At 71.3% G+C, this 16,348-nt stretch carries 15 protein-coding genes; 5 read left to right on the top strand and 10 right to left on the bottom strand.

Features of this window, described 5'->3' with window-relative positions; genetic code table 11:
* Positions 1-297 precede the first annotated feature (297 nt).
* Positions 298-1,980, top strand: coding sequence for a hypothetical protein (locus I6A81_RS20700; protein WP_307874789.1), 1,683 nt, complete (start codon positions 298-300; stop codon positions 1,978-1,980).
* A gap of 34 nt (positions 1,981-2,014) precedes the next feature.
* On the opposite strand, the gene I6A81_RS20695 is transcribed toward I6A81_RS20700, so the two are convergent.
* Positions 2,015-2,671, bottom strand: coding sequence for a hypothetical protein (locus I6A81_RS20695; protein ID WP_203002083.1), 657 nt, complete (start codon positions 2,669-2,671; stop codon positions 2,015-2,017).
* 291 nt (positions 2,672-2,962) lie between these two features.
* Positions 2,963-3,727 carry a class II aldolase/adducin family protein gene (locus I6A81_RS20690; RefSeq protein ID WP_238428724.1) on the bottom strand — a complete coding sequence of 255 codons (765 nt, stop codon included), beginning with the start codon at positions 3,725-3,727 and terminating at the stop codon, positions 2,963-2,965.
* A gap of 157 nt (positions 3,728-3,884) precedes the next feature.
* Here I6A81_RS20690 and I6A81_RS20685 point away from each other — a divergent pair, with 157 nt between their 5' ends.
* Together I6A81_RS20685 and ppk2 are read left to right on the top strand one after the other, a co-directional pair.
* Positions 3,885-4,640 carry an HAD-IIA family hydrolase gene (locus tag I6A81_RS20685; RefSeq protein WP_238428735.1) on the top strand — a complete coding sequence of 252 codons (756 nt, stop codon included), beginning with the start codon at positions 3,885-3,887 and terminating at the stop codon, positions 4,638-4,640.
* Between the two features lie 191 nt (positions 4,641-4,831).
* Complete coding sequence (gene ppk2 / locus I6A81_RS20680) at positions 4,832-5,608, top strand: polyphosphate kinase 2 (protein WP_238428734.1); 777 nt, start codon at positions 4,832-4,834, stop codon at positions 5,606-5,608.
* 21 nt (positions 5,609-5,629) lie between these two features.
* Here the strand turns inward: ppk2 and I6A81_RS20675 are convergent, their stop codons facing one another.
* The 6 genes from I6A81_RS20675 to I6A81_RS20650 all read right to left on the bottom strand — a co-directional run bounded on the left by I6A81_RS20675 (position 5,630) and on the right by I6A81_RS20650 (position 11,232).
* Complete coding sequence (locus tag I6A81_RS20675) at positions 5,630-7,870, bottom strand: arylsulfatase (RefSeq protein ID WP_203002080.1); 2,241 nt, start codon at positions 7,868-7,870, stop codon at positions 5,630-5,632.
* The gene (locus I6A81_RS20670) at positions 7,867-8,781 is read right to left on the bottom strand and encodes a hypothetical protein (protein WP_203002079.1); all 915 of its coding nucleotides are present in this window, start codon (positions 8,779-8,781) and stop codon (positions 7,867-7,869) included. Before I6A81_RS20670 ends, I6A81_RS20675 begins: the two co-directional genes overlap by 4 nt.
* A 69-nt stretch (positions 8,782-8,850) precedes the next feature.
* Positions 8,851-9,186 carry a hypothetical protein gene (locus I6A81_RS20665; protein WP_203002078.1) on the bottom strand — a complete coding sequence of 112 codons (336 nt, stop codon included), beginning with the start codon at positions 9,184-9,186 and terminating at the stop codon, positions 8,851-8,853.
* Positions 9,187-9,216: 30 nt separating this feature from the next.
* The gene (locus I6A81_RS20660; protein WP_238428733.1) at positions 9,217-10,188 is read right to left on the bottom strand and encodes an ADP-ribosylglycohydrolase family protein; all 972 of its coding nucleotides are present in this window, start codon (positions 10,186-10,188) and stop codon (positions 9,217-9,219) included.
* A 182-nt stretch (positions 10,189-10,370) separates the two neighbouring features.
* Positions 10,371-11,000 (bottom strand): hypothetical protein, encoded by a 630-nt coding sequence (locus I6A81_RS20655; protein WP_203002076.1) that lies wholly within the window; start codon positions 10,998-11,000, stop codon positions 10,371-10,373.
* 22 nt (positions 11,001-11,022) lie between these two features.
* Positions 11,023-11,232 (bottom strand): hypothetical protein, encoded by a 210-nt coding sequence (locus I6A81_RS20650; RefSeq protein ID WP_203002075.1) that lies wholly within the window; start codon positions 11,230-11,232, stop codon positions 11,023-11,025.
* Between the two features lie 476 nt (positions 11,233-11,708).
* Here I6A81_RS20650 and I6A81_RS20645 point away from each other — a divergent pair, with 476 nt between their 5' ends.
* Entirely contained in the window at positions 11,709-12,368 is a 660-nt protein-coding gene (locus I6A81_RS20645) for a SigE family RNA polymerase sigma factor (RefSeq protein ID WP_203002074.1), read from the top strand.
* Positions 12,365-13,708 (top strand): hypothetical protein, encoded by a 1,344-nt coding sequence (locus tag I6A81_RS20640; RefSeq protein WP_203002073.1) that lies wholly within the window; start codon positions 12,365-12,367, stop codon positions 13,706-13,708. Before I6A81_RS20645 ends, I6A81_RS20640 begins: the two co-directional genes overlap by 4 nt.
* 80 nt (positions 13,709-13,788) lie before the next feature.
* On the opposite strand, the gene msrA is transcribed toward I6A81_RS20640, so the two are convergent.
* Both msrA and I6A81_RS45690 read right to left on the bottom strand, forming a co-directional pair.
* Entirely contained in the window at positions 13,789-14,448 is a 660-nt protein-coding gene (gene msrA, locus I6A81_RS20635; protein WP_203002072.1) for a peptide-methionine (S)-S-oxide reductase MsrA, read from the bottom strand.
* Positions 14,449-14,657: 209 nt separating this feature from the next.
* Positions 14,658-15,950 (bottom strand): PhoH family protein, encoded by a 1,293-nt coding sequence (locus tag I6A81_RS45690; RefSeq protein WP_203002071.1) that lies wholly within the window; start codon positions 15,948-15,950, stop codon positions 14,658-14,660.
* Positions 15,951-16,348: the final 398 nt, after the last annotated feature.

Below are 16,348 nucleotides of genomic sequence, written 5' to 3'. Positions count from 1 at the left end.
TCCCGGTCATGCCCCGCGCGAGCGACGGGTCAGCCAGGGCGATCACCAGAAACGCCATATCGACCCGATGCGCCCGAGTGGATACCACCCGCCACGAAGCTGAGGGTCCGGGACGGCCACCCGACCTGACGCGCGACAGTCGGTGACATTCGTAACCAACGGCTCGTAAACCCAGGAGCCGCCTGAAGTGGTCAGCCAAGGACAGTCCAGGATGAAGTGCGGTGTAGGGCGCCAAGGCGGAGGGCGGAACCAGTGACCGGGACAAGGGTGGCCGGGGCGACAGTGACCACCAAGGCCGTGACCGGACGCCTTCCGACCCGCGGCCGCGCCACCCTTCGCCTGCTGGGCGCCGGGCTCGTCGCGGGCATGCTCGCGTTCACGGTCGCGGCCTGCGGCGGTGACGAGGACAAGCCAGAGGGCCCGCTGGGCGTCACGGTCGCCCGTGGCCAGGAGGCGTCGGTCCCCTTCAGCTCGACCGGGGGCGAGGTCGTCCTCGACCTGAAGACCGCGTCGCCCGAGGCCTCCTGGGGCACCGCGGGCAGCGAGTCGGCCGTCGTCTCGCTGTTCGTCGACGACACCTACACCACGGATGTGGTCGTTCCGGCCTCGTTCGCGATCCCACGCAGCCTCGACCTCGGCAACGTGCCTGCGGGCGAGCACACCCTGAAGGTGAAGTTCGCCGACGACCGCTCGCCGGCCGGGACCAAGACCGTCAACCTGACCGAGATGACGTTTCGCACCGTCACCCCGGACGACGACGGGTACGCGGCCGCCGAGTACGCCCCGATCGTCTACGGGCGCTCCGGGACGGGCGCGACGGCGGCCGCCAGCGGGCCGTTCCAGAGCGCGGTGACCGACACACCGCTGGTCGCCTTCCACACCGCGACCAGCGCGCCGAACGGCAACAAGATCTACCGTTACTCGCTGGTGTACTCGAACTCCGACGGCACCGAGTCCATCCCCGAGTCGCTCGCCCAGTGGGGCCGCAGCACCGAGATCTCGTGGGTGTACCAGGTCGAGGTCGACGGCGCCGGCCAGCCGGTCCCCGGCACCAACGTCGTCCGGGGCCAGGACGGCTCCACCGTGCCGTTCACCGGCGGCTACGAGGGCACCCACCCCGTCATCCAGACCTGCAACGCGACCAACAACGTGTGCGGGAAGACCGACGGGCAGATGCGCTTCACCCTCTCCACGCTCGTCAGCCTCGACCCGACGAGCGAGGCGCCAGAGCGGATCATGGACCGCAATCCCTGGACCTACTGGGTGATGTCGCAGGAGCTCATCCGCGAGGGCAAGACGGCCGACGACGTGATCGTCGACCCGTCGGCGGACCCGACCGAGACCGCGGGCGACCCGCGTTCCTACCTCTACCTGGTGCTCCGCAAGACCACCCAGGGCCAGGCCAACACCGATTCGGCCTGGGTCGGGACCTCCATCGGCGTGAAGCTCGCCGGCAACCCGACCATCTACCGGTCCGACCTCGGGGTGCCGAGCTGGTCGCTGCGGCGCGACGAGCCGGCGGCCACCGCGATCGCGCTCCCGCCGGGCACGGTCGCCGAGGACATCGAGCAGATCCGGGCGATGCGGGTCGTGGGCGCGGGCCGCGACACCCGGGCCACGGTCCAGGTCGAGTCGATCGAGCGGGCCTTCTTCCTGGACGCCGAGTTCCTGCCCACGGAGTCGTTCCTGTTCGCGCCGGTCAAGGCCACGCTGACCGCGGCGAGCCCGGCGGTGACGCTGCTCGACCGCGCCAACGGACCGATCATCCGGACGACCGCGTCACCCACGGGAACGCCCGACCCGAACGCGACCGCGTCCCCGACCGACGTCGGGGTGCTGCCCGGCATCACGATCGGGCCCAGCCTGCCGGTGGTGCTGCCGGGCCTGGGCACCGCGAGCCCGACCGCGCAGCCGACGGCGTCGCCAAGCGCGACCACCGGCACCGCGCCGGGCGGCGGCGGGATCGGGCAGGCGGGCTAGGGACTCGCCCCTAGGGCGTGCCTCGAGGCACGCCCTAGCTGGCCGCGGCGCCCGCGGACGCCGGAACCCCCGCGCCGGCGGCGGCGCTCGGGACCGCCAGCGTGGCGTCGTCCCCGTCCGCGGTGGCGTCGGTGAGGGGCGCCAGCTTCGCCCAGGCGGTGTCGGCGGCGTCCAGCGAGGTGGTGGTCTCCTGGAGCAGGGTCGGCGGCGGGATCTGGGTGCCGTCGAACAGCTGCGCACACCACCGGGTGGCCTGCTTGAACGCCCGCAGGCCCTCGGACCACGCCTCGCCCGGCTCGCCGGCCGGCGTCGCGACCGCGACGCCGTCGGCCGCGGACGCCTGGGTCGAGAGCAGGGCGCACGCCGGCTGCAGCGCGACCCCGTTGGCATCGGCGATCGCCCGGCGGACGTCGACCTCGGCGGCGCCGATCTCCCGGCGGTGGCCGTCGATCGCCGCGTACCACTCGTCGAGGCTCGGGCCGGCGTCCCGCGTCGCGGCCACCTCGACCACCGCCGCCCCGGTCGGGGGCGCCGGGGCTCCCCTCGGCGTCGTGGCGCTGGTGTCACCGAAGAGCCAGACGACCGCTCCGACAGTGAGCAGCCCGATGCCGCCCAGGACGGTCAGCCCGCGGCGCCGTTCGGCGACGCTGAGCTCATCCCAGGTCCGATACTCCTTGCGGCGTCCCGCCACCCCGGCTCCCTGTCATCATGCCCATCGCGCCCCGCCCCGCTCCGGCCGCCGTGACGCTTCGATCACGCGCCGCGGGGCCGGGTGTCGTCCTCAGGACAGACGCACAGCCCTGGACCTACGTTGTCCCACACCGGCTATGCCCGACGACGTCCACAGTTGGGTGTTTTGCTCACGTTCCAGGAATGATGGTTTCGGTGACACTCTCTTGGGAGAGAGCCGCCTCTTGGGAGAGAGCCGCGCGGGGGACGGGCCGCGGTGGGCCCGGCGATGGCGGGACCAGCGAGGACGAGCTCAGTCGAGCAGGTCGGGCTCCCGACGCAGGATCTGGTCGTACAGCGGCTGGAAGTTCAGCCAGCCGGTGAGCGGGTTGCCGTTCAGGTCGTGGGTGAGCCTGGCGTTCTCGTGCGCGATGTGCTTCACGGTGCCGGCCGCCTTCGCCACCAGTTGCACCTGCGCCGACCGTTCCATCGTGATGAACCACCAGGCGGCGGTGTCCACGCAGTCGCCGACGGTCAGCAGCCCGTGGTTGGCGAGGATGACCGCCTTGTGGCCGCCGAGCGCCGCCGCGATCCGCTTGCCCTCCTCGAGGTCGATCACGACGCCGCCGAACTCCTCGAACAGGCCATGGTCCTCGTAGAAGGCGCAGGCGTCCTGGGTAATGGGCTCGAGCAGGTCGCCGATCGTCGAGAGCGCCCGGCCGTAGGGCGAGTGGGTGTGCGCCGCCGCGACGACGTCGGGACGTGCCTGGTGCAGCTGCGAGTGGATCGCGAACGCCGCCGGGTTCACCGGGTAGCGGCCCTCGACGGTCTCACCCCGCTGGTTGACCAGGATCAGGTCGCTGACCCGGATGTGCGAGAACGAGACCCCGAACGGGTTGACCCAGAAATGATCGGTCAGCTCCGGGTCGCGGGCGCTGATGTGCCCCGCGACCCCCTCCTCGAAGCCGAACCAGCCGAAGATTCGGAAGGCCGCCGCGAGCCGCTGCTTGCGGTGAAGGCGCTCCTCCCCGACGGTCTCGAACGTCGGCGGCAGCCGGAAGATCAGATCGTCAGCCATGTCACTAGAGCATCACACGGCCCGGGCACGGCCGGCACCGGCTCGGCCATCGGCGCTGGTGACGTGCCCAGCCGACCCGGTGCGGGCATCCTTTGGTCGCCACGGGCAGAATCCCGGAGTCGTGGGCACTCGGGTCATTGAGAACTACCTCATCGACATGGACGGCGTCCTCGTTCACGAGGCGCACCCCATTCCGGGCGCGGACCGGTTCCTCGCCTCGATCACCGAGGCAGGTCTCGGTTATCTCGTCCTGACCAACAACTCGATGTTCACCGCGCGGGACCTGCAGGCCCGGCTGCGCGGCTCGGGCCTCGACATCCCGGCGGAGCGGATCTGGACGTCGGCGCTGGCCACCGCCAGGTTCCTCGACTCCCAGCGCCCCGGCGGCACCGCCTACGTCGTCGGCGAGGCCGGGCTGACGACGGCGCTGCACGAGATCGACTACGTGCTCACCGAACGCTCGCCCGACTACCTCGTGCTCGGCGAGACCCGGACGTACAGCTTCGAGACGATCACCAAGGCGATCCGGCTGATCCGCGACGGCGCCCGCTTCATCGCGACGAACCCGGACCCGACGGGCCCGTCCACCGAGGGCCTGCTGCCGGCGACCGGCTCGGTCGCCGCGATGATCACCAAGGCGACGGGCATCGAGCCCTACTACGTCGGCAAGCCGAACCCGCTGATGATGCGCACCGGCCTCAACCGGCTGGGCGCGCACAGCGAGACCACCGTCATGATCGGCGACCGGATGGACACCGACATGATCGCGGGCCTCGAGGCCGGAATGGATACCGTGCTGGTCCTGTCGGGTATCACCGCGCGCGCCGACATCGAGCGTTACCCGTTCCGTCCGACCGCCGTCGTCGCCAGCGTCGCCGACATCCAGGTGGGTCAGGACCTCCGCGCCCTGTAGGGATGGCGCGGTCGGCGCGGACATCTCGCCGAGGACCGGCGGAGAAGCTCACCGAGGACAGACGGAGAAAGGAAGAGGCCGTGCCCGAGAAGCACCGACCCGACCCGGCTGGCGCGAACGCGGCCGCCGGCGGCGGCGGGAACGCGGCCGGCGCAGCCGGCGCGGCGGCGGCCCACGAGGCACCGGCCCGACTGTCGAAGCTGGAGGCCGACCAGGAGCTCGCCAGGCTCCAGGTCGAGCTGGTGCGCATGCAGGAGTGGATCGTCCACACCGGGCTTCAGGTCGTCGTGGTGCTCGAGGGGCGGGACACGGCCGGCAAGGGCGGCACGATCAAACGGATCATCGAACGGCTCAACCCGCGGCACTACCGGGTGGTCGCGCTCACGATCCCGACCGAGCGGGAACGGACGCAGTGGTACTTCCAGCGGTACGTGGCGCATTTCCCGTCCGCCGGCGAGATCGTGTTCTTCGACCGCAGCTGGTACAACCGCGCCGGCGTGGAACGAGTCATGGGCTTCTGCACGGACGCGGAGTACGAGGAGTTCCTGCGCACCTGCCCGCAGCTGGAGCGGGCGCTGGTCCGGTCCGGGATCATCCTGCTCAAGTACTGGCTGTCCGTCAGCGACGAGGAGCAGGAACGCCGCTTCCGCGCCCGGATGAAGGATCCGGGCAAGCGCTGGAAGCTGTCACAGATGGACCTGCAGGCCCGCGCGCACTGGGTGGACTACGCCGAGGCGAAGGACGAGATGTTCGCCTACACCGACATCCGCGAGGCGCCGTGGCACGTCGTCGACGCCGACGACAAGCGCGCCGCCCGGCTCAACCTGATCTCCCACCTGCTGTCCCAGGTCCCCTACGAGGAGGTCCCGCACCTTCCGGTCGTCATGCCCGACCGGCAGCGCCGCGCCTACAAGCGCCCGCCGCTGGACAGCCAGACCTGGGTCCCCCGCCGCTACACCGTCGGCTGAGCGGGGGCGGCGGGACCGCGCTCACTCGACCCGCAGCGCCATGCGCAGGAAGTCGCGCTCGGGCGGCAGCTGGGAACCGGCGTCGATGCGCACCTGGTGCAGCGTTCCGGTCCATGGGAACGGCGGGCGGTAGCCCTCGCTGACCGGCAGGCCGCGGTCGGCGCCCAGCGTGATCGACGTGCCGCCGTGCTGCCAGACGAACGGCAGCGTGTGGTCGACGCGGGTGGTCCCGACGGTCTCGCCGTCGACGACCGCGTCGACGTGCAGGCCACCGGTCGGGTCGGGCCGCAGCACCAGGCCGGCCCAGTGCCGGCCGGCCGGCAGCGGCCGGTCAGCCGCCACCTCGACGTCCACGCCCGGGATGGCGGCCGCGACGCGCAGCGTCCCGTCCACGACGTAGGCGGCGAACCCGCCCGTCCAGTCCCCGAGGGCGAACAGCACCCCGGCGGCCTGCCCGGCCGGCTCCGGCACCTCCACGTCGGCGATGACCCGGGCGCCGCCGAACATCAGCGGCAGCGAGTCGTCCGAGACGGGCCCACCCTCCGGGTACAGCACGACGGTCTGCGCCGGCGGGTACTCGCGGGGCAGCAGTGAACCGATCCGCTTCACCAGGCCGTCATAGAGCGGGAGCACGTTGTTCGCGCCGGCCTCGGCGAACCACAGCCGTTCCAGCTTCTTCACCACGTCGGGGTGCTCGCCCGCGACGTCGCGCGCCTCGGAGAAGTCGTCGTCCAGGCGGAACAGCGACCAGTGGTCGTCGTCGAAGTGCCGGCTGCCCTCCATCAGCCGCTCCTCGTCGATGACACCCTCCGAGACGTGGTCGGTGGTCGCCTTCCAGCCGTCGGCGATGATCGAGCGGGAGCCGAGCATCTCGAAGTACTGCGTCGTGCGCGGGCTCGGCGCGGCCGGGTCGGTGAACGTCGGCCGCAGGCTCGCGCCCGCGACCCGCTGCTGATGCACACCGTCCACCGACTCGGGCAGCTCGATCCCGCAGGCGTCGAGAACCGTCGGCAGGATGTCGACCGCGTGGCCGACCTGGCCGCGCACCCCACCCGCGGCCCGGCTCGCGGCCGGGTCGATGCCGGCCGGCCAGTGCACGATCATCGGGACCCGCGTGCCGCCGAGCCAGGTGTAGCGCTTCCACAGCCGAAACGGCGTGTTGCCGGCCCACGCCCAGCCCCACGCGTAGTGCGGGTAGCCCCGCTGTCCGCCCCAGTCGTCCAGGCGGGCCAGGTTGTCCGCGAGGTCGTCGATCACCTGGTGGGTGAAGGTGTGCTCGTTGGAGGTGCCGCCCACGCCGCCCTCGGCGCTCGCGCCGTTGTCGGACATCACGAACAGCAGCGTGTTGTCGAGCACCCCGAGCCGTTCGAGCGCGTCGACGACCTTGCCGATCTGCGCGTCGGTGTGCGAAAGGAACCCGGCGTACACCTCGTGCATGCGCGCGAAGACGCGGCGCTGGTCGGCGGAGAGGTCCGCCCAGCCGGGGACCCAGGACGGCCGCTCGGTGAGCGTCGTGCCGGCCGGGACGACCCCCGAGGCGAGCTGGCGGGCGAAGACCTCCTCGCGCCAGCGGTCCCAGCCGAGGTCGAAACGGCCCGCGTAGGCGTCCGCCCAGGACCGCTCGACGTGGTGCGGGGCGTGCATCGCGCCCGTGGCGAAGTAGAGGAAGAACGGCTTGCCGGGCGCCGACTCCTGCTGGTTCACCACCATCCGGACCGCCTGGTCGGCAAGGTCCTCGGTCAGGTGGTAGCCGCCGAGCGGGCCTGCCGGCGGCTCGACGTAGGAGTTGTCACGGACCAGCTCCGGCGCCCAGTGGTTCGCGTCGCCGCGCAGGAAGCCGTAGTAGCGCTCGAAGCCGAGCCCCAGCGGCCAGCGGTCGAACGGGCCGGCGGAGCTGCGCTCGCCGGCCGGGACGAGGTGCCACTTGCCGACCGCCATCGTGTTGTAGCCGGCGTCACGCAACAGCCGGGGCAGCGTGGCCGCGGAGCGCGGGATGCGGGCGGTGTAGCCCGGGTCGGTGGTCGGCAGGTCGGCGAGGAAGCCCATGCCGACCCCGTGGTGGTTGCGCCCGGTCAGCCGCGCGGCGCGGGTCGGCGAGCACAGCGCGGTCACGTGGAAGCGGTTGTAGCGCAGCCCGCCCGCGGCAAGCCGGTCGACCGCGGGCGTGGCGATGTCCGAGCCGTAGGCGCCGAACTGCGCGAACCCGAGATCGTCGAGGAGGATCACGACGACGTTCGGCGCGCCCCGCGGCGGCCGGGTCATTCGCCGGAAATGACGTCTTGCACGGTGACCGCGGTGAGCGCGCGGCGCTGCCAGCGACGAATCTGGTCGAGGTCGGCGCAGGCGAGGATCGTCTGGCGGATCGAGTCGGGAACCGCCATGCCCCGGTCCCCAAGCAGGTCCAGCACCGACTGTGCCTTCCCGCGGGCCTCGCCACGTGCCTCACCACGAGCCTGGGCCTCTCGGTCGATCGTGTTGTAGATCTCCGTGTGGTACCGCTGGCCAGTGGCGGTCGTCATGAGGAACATCTCCCATCGTGTCCGGGTCGCCGGAGAGAACCCGCCCGCTATCACGTCATCGTAGAAGAGCTTCTGATCGCGCTCCAGGCCGGCGAGGGCGGCGAGCAGCGCGCCGAACATCGCGGCCACGGTGTCCTTGCCCCGGTGGCAGAACGCCGAGAACAGCACTCGCATGGGGTTGGTCGCGGCCACCGCCGCGTCGACGATCAGATCGATGTCGGCGGGGGTGACGAACCGCGGGTGGAGCCGCACGGCTGAGGTGTCCTGCGCGATCTCGGCCCGGTACCAGGCGGCGACGGCCGGATGGGAGAAGAAGACGACCAGCGTGCTGCGGACCGTGACCGGCTTCTTCCTCCGGACGGACTTGGTGAGCTCCGCCTCCGCCTGCGCGCAGTAGAGCTTCCAGGTCGCCAGCTTGCCCGGTTCCGCGGCGCCCTGCACCTCGACGACCGTGGCGCGTGTCGGGTCGTCGGCCTCGTCGGAGAGCACCACCACCGTGTCGGCCTGGAACATGTGTGGGCGGACCGTCGGGTCTGACAGGCGCGCGTGATGACAGGGCGCGACCGGGTCGCCGAGCTGGGTCTGTATCCAGTCGGGCAGGGTGGGGTCCGCGCGGGTCATCACGAGGAGCGCCTCATGAGCGTGGGAGGGCATACCGGCATCATCACTGATGGGTCCGACAGCCCCGGACCGGGGTCACGCAACCGCCAACATTGGGAGAGGTCACGCGTCGAGTGCCTGCTCGATCAGGTCGGCCATGCGGAGTAGACGAGCGAGATACCTGGCCCCATCGCCTCGCGGACGCCGGCGGAGCGACCTCAGGTCATGGGCGCAGTCCCGAAGGATCCCCCGTTGTTCCGCATCAAGAGCGCCGCGGTTGGCGATGTAGGTCGCGACACAACCGGCCATGAAGGTGTCCAGCAACGGGACAGCATCGCCGTTCGGCGCCTCCAACCACCGCAGGCTGTCTGGGAACGTCAGCCCACGATGTTCCGCCCAGAGGGTCGTGACCTCGTCGAGAACCGACCAGCCGCCACTCAGAGCCACATCCGCCCCCATCGAAAGACCTAGACCAACCGCTGAGAGCTGTCAGTCCCAGGCGCTGGCCACGCGGGCGAGGTCGGAACGGTACTCGATGCGTTCGGCCCACGAAGGTGGCCAGGCGTCCAGGCCGTGGGCGGCGCCGGCGAAGGCGCCGGCCAGGCACGCGATCGAGTCAGAGTCACCGGAGGTCGCCGCGGCCCGGCCCAGCGCGGCCACCGGGTCGTCGGCATGCAGGAGGAAACAGAGCGCGGCAGTGGCGAGTGCCTCCTCCGCGATCCAGCCTTCGCCCGTGGCCAGACATGGATCGCCGCCCGCATCCGGGCGCCGCAGCGCCGCGTCCAGCCGGTCGAGCACGGCGAGGCACTCGTCCCAGCCCCGGGCGATGAACTCCTCGGGACCCGCGATCGCCGGGCCCTGCCAGAGGTCGCCGAGCCAGTCGCCGTGGTAGACGGCGCGCTGGGTCCCGCAACGCTCGCGCAGGGCCGCCGGAAGATCCGCGGGGAGCAGTCCGGCGCGCAGCCAGTGCACGGCGAACGCGGTCAGCTCGCTGGCGGCCAGCGCCGTGGGATGGCCGTGCGTGAGGGCCGACTGGAACTGGGCGACGGCGGCGCGCACCTCGTCGTTCAGGCCCGGCAGCAGGCCCACCGGCGCAACCCTCATGTTCGCGCCGCAGCCCTTCGACCCATGGTCGGTCGCCTCGGCCCAGGGCAGACCCTCGGCGAGCCGACCGATGGAGCGCAGGCAGGTCATGCCCGGGGCCCGGTTGTTGTCGGGGCTCATCGCCCAGTCCAGGAACCGCTGGCGCAGATGCGGCTCCAGTCGGTCCGCGGTGACCGGCAGGCCGGTGTCCAGCAGGGCGCCGGCCACGCTCAGGGTCATCTGGGTGTCGTCAGTGACCAGCGCGGGGTCGCCCGTCAGCTCACGGGGACCGCCCGGGCCGTAGACGGCCACGATCTCCTCGTAGCGCTTGAACTCCGTCGGCCGCCCCAGCGCGTCGCCGTAGGCCAACCCGAACATGCACCCGCTGGCGGACAAACGCCTGTTCACACCCATCCCCCTTTCCAGGTCCGATTGTGGACCGACAGCTCAGGAGGCGGAAGGACGAGTAGTTCCGTACCGGCGTGCTCTCGCGTCCGCCGCGTCGCCGACAATCGCCCTCACGGCCTGCCATGCGACCGGTGAGGTTTGCGGCGGAGCGGTCAGTTTGGTGACGGCTCCTGGAGCTTGTATCCCAGTTCGCGCAGGATGCCGCATGCGACGGGCTGGTTGCGCCGGATGGCGGCGCGGAGCTGGAGAGCTTGGAACGAGTTCCGTGATGCCTCCACCCGACCGTGCCAGCCGGGGTGGGCGTCGGCCAGGTTCTCGACGATCAGGAACTCGACGATGTCCTCGACGGTGGGGCGGAAGCGACGTCCGCCGACCGGCAGATGCAGCTTGGCCAGCTCATCCTTGGCCCCAGACGCAGATGAGAGAAGCTTCCGCCAGCTGTCGGAGGCCGCCTCGACCTGCAAGTGCGCCTCCGGATAACCGTCAGGCTTGTTCCGCTCGTAGTCGTAGTGGAACAGGCACTCATCCAGGTCGGGACCAAGAAAGATCCCGAGCATCGAGCTTTCGACCATCAGGTAGCGGTGCGCGTCGTCGGGGACGAGCTGGTAGGACAGCCCCAGGTAACAACGGACAGCCCTGCCCCGCGTGATCGGAATGCCGGCGGGCACGTCCCAGTCACGGGCGTTGACCCCGTAGCCGACAGCCACACGCTGGTTGTCGCGCAACGTCGCGACCCCGAGCCTGACACCAGCGCAGATCGTGCCATTCAGAAGATCGGACATCTCGGCGGCGAAGCGGACCGCCTCACGCGTCAGCGCGAGCTCGTTCCTCGAGGCACCTGAGGAAGACCCACGCGATGTAGGCCCTGGACGACCGGAACTCTCCCGTACGCGCCTGCTCACGAAGCTCCTCCAGCGTGCAACCGGCCCGCCGGAGCGCGTTCGCCTTCGCCGCCTGGAAGTCCTCCTCGGTTGCGATGTACAGGTCGACATCGGGCGTAGGCGGAGCCGTCATCGTCGATTGCCTCCTCTCGTCGTGCGGCGCAGACCGCCGCAATCGGATCCGCCCTGCCGTCGCGCGCCCTCAGAGTAAGGCCGCCGCCCGACAGTTTCAGCGGTTCGACGTGGACCTCACTCGCCGGAGCGCGACCATCTACCAGATCAACCGCCATCCATTGCCCCCAGGTTGGGCAGGTCGGGATGCACGTGTCGATCGTACCCGGTGGTGACGCACCAGACACTGTCGACTCGTACAGTCACCCATGGGCGGCGCTGATCTCGACCTGTTTGACAACACTCCCGGCATGTGTCGCGGCCGGTGTACGGACCACGCAGCCACTGCCCGCTGGGCCACTTGAGCCCTCGGGCGCACATTGAGGACGATCCTCCTTCGAGTGCGCGAGCGCCGACAAGTCCGGTTCGCGAGGCATCGCGGGACGGGGCGAATGCGTACGGGACAGGGCAACGGTGGTTTTTTCAGGGAGACGAGGCGTGCCCGCCGACGATGCCAGCTTTGAACGCTTTGTCGCCGACTGCGCGGATCGACTGCTGCTGAGCGCCGTGTTGCTCGTCGGCGGGGACTGGGCGGCGGGCGAGGACCTGCTGCAGGGCGCGTTCGAGCGCACCTACCGGCACTGGGGCCGGATGAACGACCCGAAGCCGGAGGCCTATGTCCGCCGCGCCCTGGTCAACGCGGCCACCTCCCGCTGGCGCACGCTGCGGGCGCGGGTGGGCGAGGTACCGCTGTTCGTTGACGGGGAGTGGACCGCCGACCCGGCCGACCCCGGCGCCGGCGACCCGGCCGACCGGCTCGCCGCGCACGAGGCGCTCATCCGGGCGCTGCGCGCCCTGCCGCCCCGGCAGCGGGCGGTGCTGGTACTGCGCTATTTCGACGACCTGCCCGAGGCCGACGTCGCCGCCGTCCTCGGCTGCACCGTCGGCACGGTCCGCTCCCAGGCCTCCCGAGGGCTGGCGAAGCTGCGCGACAGCCACCCGTTGCGCGGCTTCGCCCCATCGAGCCGCGCACCCACACCCCCCGTCGGTCCACTGGCCGACGTCCTGACCAACGAGCCCGCGGACACCGTCACCAAGGAGCTCGACTCAACGACCCGTCCCGCGCCGGCCCGCCGCGCTCGAGGGGAGGCACAGTGACCCCCACTGGCCGCACGCCAACCGACCGCACACCGACCACCGATGACCTGGCCGAAGGTATCCGCGCTCTGCGCGGGCCGCTCGCCCGCCGCCGCGCCCTCATCGAACCGGCCGCGTTCGCCGCCGGCGTCCGTGCCCGAGCCCGCCGGCGCCGTGCTCGGGTTCTCATCGGCGGCGTCGCCGGTCTTGTCGTCCTGGTCGCCGCGGGCGTCGCGATTCCCACGCGCCTGCTCGGCGATGGCTCCGCCACCGTCGTCGCCGCGACCGACCCATCGGAGGCCGACCCACCGATGTCCATGCCGCTCTACGCCCACGGCGGCTTCACCGTCGGCTGGCTGCCCGCCGGCATGACCCACCGCGGCGACCTGGCGGCCCGGGTCTACGCCTCCGCTGGTTCGAATGCGCCCAACAATCTGGCCTTCGCCATCGACGGCCTCGGCGACGACTTCCCCCTGCTGACGCAGGCGGCCGGCTTCTTCGGCCCGTTCAGCTACATCAGCCAGTTCGCGCTGCCTGGCGCCACCGACCCAGCCACGTTGGCCAGGTCCGGCTCCACAGCGCTGGTGACGCCGGCCGCCGGCCTGGCCTCGCCAGCGTTGATCTGGGTGACCGTCACCTGGGATCCCTACGCTCCGCCGAACGCCGCCGCCCAGCTGAGCAGCGACAACCACTATCCCCTCGACCAGGTCGGGACGGTCGATGTGGCCGAGACGATCGTCGCCAGCAGGCCCGCGGTCCTGGCCCGCGCCGACTCCAACACCGCCTCCGACCCTGCCCGGCGCCCGACGCCAGCTGATCATCGCTACCGTGCCGCCCTGCTGTGGACGGCGCCGGACGGCACCCTGGTCACGGTCGAGGCCGCGGGCCCAAGCCCGGTCGACCCGGCGGTCATCGCCCGCGTCGCGGAGGGCATCGAACTCGTCGGGCAGCCGGCGCCGCCGGCGCCACCGGACGAGACGACGGCGGACGCGGTCCGCGCCGCGTTCCACGACGCCTTCGCCGCCGGTGTCCCCGACGACCAGTTCGCCGCCGCGGTGCAGGACGGCCCGGCGCTGGCGTCGCTACGGGACAAGGTGGCGGCCCGGTATCCCCGGTTCGCGGCCACCCTGTCGGTGCGGGTTGACCAGATGCTCGTCGTCGCTCCGGGCACCGTCTCGGCGGGGCTGTGGGTCTCGTTCACCGACCCGACTGTGTCTCCGCGGGCCTTGCTGGCGGCGCGCAACCCCACGGACGCCTTCGGCGAGGCGGTACTCACCCCGGCGGGCTGGCAGGTCACCCGGGCCGCGTACTGCGACCTGATCATGGGTCTCGGGACTCCCGACCTGCGCTGCCCGCGCTGATCCTTCCGGCGCCCGCACGGGGCGGGACGCCTTGGCCGCCGGCCGGTCAGAGCGCTTGGTCCGACCGGCCGGCGATCGGCTCAGGACTCCGCCGTCGCGACGCCCACCGGGCAGGAGACGCCGGTGCCGCCGAGGCCGCAGTAGCCGTTCGGGACCTTGTGCAGGTACTGCTGGTGGTAGTCCTCGGCGTAGTAGAAGGGACCCGCAGGGGCGAGCTCGGTGGTGATCGGGCCGTAGCCGGCTGCCGTCAGCCGCTTCTGGTACGCGTCGCGGGAGCGGGCGGCCGCGGCGGCCTGCTCGTCGGAGTTCGTGTAGATCGCCGAGCGGTACTGGCTGCCGACGTCGTTGCCCTGGCGCAGGCCCTGCGTCGGGTCGTGCGCCTCCCAGAAGACGCTCAGGAGCTGGTCGTAGCTGACCTCGGCCGGGTCGTAGACGACCTGGACGGCCTCGGTGTGCCCGGTCAGCCCGGAGCACGCCTCGTCGTAGGTCGGGTTCGGCGAGTACCCGCCGGCGTAGCCGACGGCGGTCGAGTAGACGCCGGGGGTCTGCCAGAACTTCCGCTCGGCGCCCCAGAAACAGCCGAGGCCGAACACCGCGACCTCGAGCCCGTCGGGGAAGGGGCCCTCGATCGAGGTGCCCAGCACGGCGTGCCGCTCCGGCACGGAGTACAGCCGCCGCTCGTGCCCGGGCAGCGCCTGCTCGGGCGAGACCATGGTCGCCGCGCGCCGTCCGAACAACATGTCGCACCACCTCCGGTGGCTTTGGGGATCTCGCCTAGCGCAACACCCCGAAGTCGCGTTCAGTTCCCCGCGCCACCGGACCGCGACAACCATGCCCGCCGCCTCCGCCGCCACCGCCGACGACGGACGGGCCTGGCCGTGCGCTGTCCGAGGACCTGAGACCGGGCCGCGTGGCCCTCGGACAGCGCGTGGCGAGTGACCCCGCCGGGTTACAGGACGAGGTCCTCCAGCATCGTCGTCACCAGGGCGGCGATCGGCGAACGCTCCGAACGGGTGAGCGTGACATGCGCGAACAGCGGGTGGCCCTTGAGCGTCTCGATCACCGACGCGACGCCGTCGTGCCGGCCGACCCGCAGGTTGTCGCGCTGCGCCACGTCGTGCGTGAGCACGACCCGGGAGCCCGCGCCCAGCCGGGAGAGCACGGTGAGCAGCACGCCGCGCTCCAGCGACTGCGCCTCGTCGACGATCACGAACGAGTCGTGCAGCGACCGGCCGCGGATGTGCGTCAGCGGCAGTACCTCGAGCATCCCGCGGTCGACGACCTCGTCGATGACGGCCTCGGAGACCAGCGCCCCGAGGGTGTCGTAGACGGCCTGCGCCCACGGCGCCATCTTCTCGTTCTCGCTGCCGGGAAGGTAGCCGAGGTCCTGGCCGCCGACGGCGTAGAGCGGGCGGAAGACCACGACCTTGCGGTGCAGCCGGCGCTCCATCACCGCCTCCAGGCCCGCGCACAGCGCCAGCGCCGACTTGCCGGTGCCGGCCCGCCCGCCGAGCGAGACGATCCCGATCTCCTGGTCGAGCAGCAGGTCCAGGGCGACCCGCTGCTCGGCGCTGCGGCCGTGCAGCCCGAACGCCTCCCGGTCGCCGCGCACCAGCCGCACCGACTTGTCCGCGCACACCCGGCCGAGCGCCGAGGCGCTGCCGCCGGCCGAGGTCAACACCAGACCCGTGTGGCATGGCAGCTCAGCCGCCTCGACCAGGCGGAGCTGCTCTCCGGCGTAGATCCGGTCGAGGTCCTCCTGGCTGACCGTGAGCTCGGCCATCCCGCTGAAACCGGTGTCGACGGGCGTCAGCGCCCGGTACTCCTCGGCGGCGAGGCCGACCACGGAGGCCTTGACCCGCAGCGGCATGTCCTTGGTCACCAGCACGACGTCGTCGCCCTCGGCGGCCAGGTTGAGCGCGACGGAAAGGATGCGCGAGTCGTTGTCGCCTACCCGGAACCCCGGCGGCAGCACCGTGGGGTCGGTGTGGTTGAGTTCGACTCGCAGTGTGCCGCCGCTCTCCAACGGCAGCGGGTGGTCCAGGCGCCCGTGCTTGATGCGCAGGTCGTCCAGGATGCGCAGCGCCTCCCGGGCGAACCAGCCCAGTTCGGGGTGGTTCCTCTTGGCCTCCAGCTCCCCAATCACAACGAGGGGGAGCACGACGTTGTGCTCCGCGAATCGCAGCAGCGCGCGAGGGTCAGACAACAGCACGCTTGTGTCGACGACATGCGTTCGTGGCACACGCCCACCCGCTTACTCGGAGTTGTCCGGGATCGGGCCCCTCAGGGGCCGGGTCCCGGCCTCCTGGCGTTGTCGCGACAGCGGCACCGAGGGGCCTCCCAGCGGTCCAGCCCAATGCCAGACCACGACTTGAGACATCGGGCATCACGGTAGCCGCAGGTAGCAGCGTTGGCGACCAACTTTGCCGAACACGTCGGGAAGGTATATCGGTGCCTTCGGTAACGCGGATGGCAAGAAGGGCGCGCAACCGCCCGCACGGGTCACAGATCGTCACAGTACGCGTCCGTCACAAGTCGCGATGTCGTAACCCCGCCCGTCAGGCGGCTGACCCGCCCGCCCCTTGGTCACAGTGAGTTCCGTCACGCGAGAATCACATCCGGATCACAAGAAGATCACAC

The sequence above is a fragment of the Frankia nepalensis genome (genome assembly GCF_016786325.1).
Classification (GTDB): domain Bacteria; phylum Actinomycetota; class Actinomycetes; order Frankiales; family Frankiaceae; genus Pseudofrankia; species Pseudofrankia nepalensis.
The sequence above is the reverse complement of the archived record's forward strand: the minus strand, read 5'-3'. Positions and strand labels throughout refer to the sequence as shown.

Excerpts from the sequence above, each read along its gene's own strand:
- I6A81_RS20690 (WP_238428724.1), bottom strand. The coding sequence starts at position 3,727 with ATGGCTGACGATCTGATCTTCCGGCTGCCGCCGACGTTCGAGACCGTC.
- I6A81_RS20685 (WP_238428735.1), top strand. The coding sequence starts at position 3,885 with ATGGACGGCGTCCTCGTTCACGAGGCGCACCCCATTCCGGGCGCGGAC.
- I6A81_RS20675 (WP_203002080.1), bottom strand. The coding sequence starts at position 7,870 with ATGACCCGGCCGCCGCGGGGCGCGCCGAACGTCGTCGTGATCCTCCTC.
- I6A81_RS20670 (WP_203002079.1), bottom strand. The coding sequence starts at position 8,781 with ATGCCCTCCCACGCTCATGAGGCGCTCCTCGTGATGACCCGCGCGGAC.
- I6A81_RS20665 (WP_203002078.1), bottom strand. The coding sequence starts at position 9,186 with ATGGGGGCGGATGTGGCTCTGAGTGGCGGCTGGTCGGTTCTCGACGAG.
- I6A81_RS20660 (WP_238428733.1), bottom strand. The coding sequence starts at position 10,188 with ATGTTCGGGTTGGCCTACGGCGACGCGCTGGGGCGGCCGACGGAGTTC.
- I6A81_RS20655 (WP_203002076.1), bottom strand. The coding sequence starts at position 11,000 with ATGTCCGATCTTCTGAATGGCACGATCTGCGCTGGTGTCAGGCTCGGG.
- I6A81_RS20650 (WP_203002075.1), bottom strand. The coding sequence starts at position 11,232 with ATGACGGCTCCGCCTACGCCCGATGTCGACCTGTACATCGCAACCGAG.
- msrA (WP_203002072.1), bottom strand. The coding sequence starts at position 14,448 with ATGTTGTTCGGACGGCGCGCGGCGACCATGGTCTCGCCCGAGCAGGCG.